General features: G+C 77.4%; 2 protein-coding genes. Both read left to right on the top strand.

The annotated features are described in order from the left end of the window. Nucleotides 1–177: methionine adenosyltransferase domain-containing protein (locus ACFWBW_RS34375; protein WP_385381217.1), on the top strand; the 177-nt coding region annotated here is incomplete at its 5' end. Nucleotides 178–280: 103 nt separating this feature from the next. Continuing rightward, the gene (locus tag ACFWBW_RS34370; protein WP_385381211.1) at nucleotides 281–2,407 is read left to right on the top strand and encodes a primosomal protein N'; all 2,127 of its coding nucleotides are present in this window, start codon (nucleotides 281–283) and stop codon (nucleotides 2,405–2,407) included. The last annotated feature ends 226 nt before the right edge of the window (nucleotides 2,408–2,633 follow it).

Below are 2,633 nucleotides of genomic sequence, written 5' to 3'. Positions count from 1 at the left end.
AACGCCATCGGCCAGGTCTTCGACCTGCGCCCGGCCGCGATCATCCGCGACCTCGACCTGCTGCGCCCGATCTACGCCCAGACCGCCGCCTACGGCCACTTCGGCCGCGAGCTGCCGGACTTCACCTGGGAGCGCACCGACCGCGTGGACGCCCTGCGTACCGCTGCCGGCCTGTAGTACCCGCCTGATCGACGGACGGCCCCGGACCTTCACGGTCCGGGGCCGTCCGCGTGCGGCGCCCCGTCCGCGGTTGTCGGTGGGGTTTGGTAAGAATGCGGGTGTGAGCAGCACCAATGACGCGGGGGAGCGGAGCGGGCCGGGAGGTCCGCCGGAGCAGCTCGCGCTGATGCGGGAGATGGTCGCCGAGGCGAAGGCCAAGGCGCCCAAGGCCAAACCACGGACCTGGCGCGGGGCCTCCGTGGCCGAGGAACTGCCCGTGGCCCGGGTCCTCGTGAACAAGGGCGTGCTCCACCTCGACCGGCTCTTCGACTACGCCGTCCCCGCCGAACTCTCCGAGTCCGCCCAGCCCGGTGTCCGCGTCCGGGTCCGCTTCGGCGCCGGCTCCCACCGGGTCCACGGCGGCCGCCGCGAAGGCGGCGGGCTCATCGACGGCTTCGTCATCGAGCGCCGTGCCGAGTCCGACTACAACGGAGCCCTCGCGGCCCTCGCCCAGGTCGTCTCGCCGGAGGTCGTGCTCGGCCCCCGCATGCTCGCCCTCGCCCGCGCCGTCGCCGACCGGTACGCCGGCAGCCTCGCCGACGTGCTCCAGCTCGCGCTGCCCGCGCGCAGCGCCCGCGCCGAGTCCAAGCCGTCCCCCGAACCGCTGCCCCCGCCCGCCGCGCCCGAGCCCGCCGGCTGGGAGCGGTACGGAGCCGGGCCCGGCTTCCTGCGGGCCCTGGCGGGCGGCGGAACCCCGCGCGCCGTGTGGACGGCCCTGCCCGGCCCCGGCTGGGCCGACGAGCTGGCCCGCGCCATGGCCGCCACCCTCGCCTCCGGACGCGGCGCCCTCGCCGTGGTCCCCGACGGCCGCACCGCCGCCCGCGTCGACGCGGCACTGATCGCCCTGCTCGGCGAGGGGCGGCACGCGCTGCTGACCGCCGAGTCCGGGCCGGAGAAGCGCTACCGCCAGTGGCTGGCCGTCAGCCGGGGCTCGGTGCGGGCCGTGGTCGGCACCCGCGCCGCGATGTTCGCTCCCGTACGGGACCTCGGGCTCGTCGCCGTCTGGGACGACGGCGACTCCAGCCACAGCGACGTCCACGCCCCCTTCCCGCACGTGCGGGAGGTACTGGAACTGCGCGCGGTCACCGACGGCTGCGCCTTCCTGGTGGGCAGCACCAGCTGCACGGTCGAGGCCGCGCAGCTCGTCGAGTCCGGCTGGGCCCGCCCGCTGGTCGCCGACCGCGAGACCGTACGCACGCACGCGCCCCGGATCCGGACCGTCGGCGACGATCTGCTGGCCCGGGACGGGGCCGCGCGGGCCGCCCGGCTGCCGAGCCTCGCGTGGGAGACCGTACGGGAGGGCCTGAAGACCGGGCCCGTGCTCGTACAGGTGCCCCGGCGCGGCTACGTGCCCCGGCTGGCGTGCGAGCGGTGCCGGACACCGGCGCGGTGCACGGTCTGCGCAGGGCCCCTGGAGGCGCCCGACGCGCGGGACCTGCACTGCGGGTGGTGCGGGCGGACCGAGCCGGGCTGGCACTGCGAGGAGTGCGGATCGTTCCGGCTGCGGGCCCAGGTGGTGGGCGCGCGGCGGACCGCCGAGGAGCTGGGGCGGGCTTTCCCGGCCGTGCCCGTACGGACCTCCGGGCGCGACCACATCCTGGACGAGGTGCCGGACCGGCCCGCGCTGGTGGTGTGCACGCCCGGCGCCGAGCCGGTCGCGGCGGGCGCCGGGTACGCGGCGGCGCTGCTGCTGGACGGCTGGGCCATGCTGAGCCGGCCCGACCTGCGGGCGAGCGAGGACGCGCTGCGCCGGTGGATCGCGGCGGCCTCGCTGGTGCGCGGGGACGGGCAGGTCGTGGTCGTCGCCGAGCCGACGCTGCGGCCGGTCCAGGCGCTGGTGCGGTGGGATCCCGTCGGGCACGCGGTGCGGGAGCTCGCGGAGCGGGCGCAGCTCGGGTTCCCGCCGGTGTCCCGGATGGCGGCGGTCGCCGCGGGCAGCGCAGAGATCGTCGAAGCCTTCCTGGCGGGGGCCGGGCTGCCGCCGGACGCGGAGGTGCTGGGGCCGGTGCCGCTGCCCGCGCTCCGGGGGGAGGCGTCCGCGGGGGAGCGGGCGCTGGTCCGGGTCCCGCCGGGGAGCGGGGCCGCGCTGGCGGCGGCGCTGAAGACCGCCCAGGCCGCGCGGATGGCCCGGGGCGTCCCGGCGGCGGAGGCGGTCCGGATCCGGATCGACCCGCTGGACATCGGCTGAGGGCTCCGTGCGGGTCCGTCCCGGCTCGGACCGGGCGCGGCCCGGGGGTGCCCTGCGGGGCGATGTCCCCTACCCGCCCTTCCACCGTTCCCAGGGCTCTGCCCTGACCCGTCAGGGGCCGGGCTGCGCGCGAGGCCCTGGGGGGTCACCCCAGAAACAGGGAACTAAAAGACGGCTAGGGTGGGGTTGGCGTATCGCCGTAAAGCCCAGGGGGGGGAAACCAGGC

The sequence above is a fragment of the Streptomyces sp. NPDC059957 genome (assembly GCF_042730015.1).
GTDB lineage: Bacteria > Actinomycetota > Actinomycetes > Streptomycetales > Streptomycetaceae > Streptomyces.
Note: the sequence above shows the minus strand (reverse complement) of the source record. Positions and strands in the feature narration are given on the sequence as shown.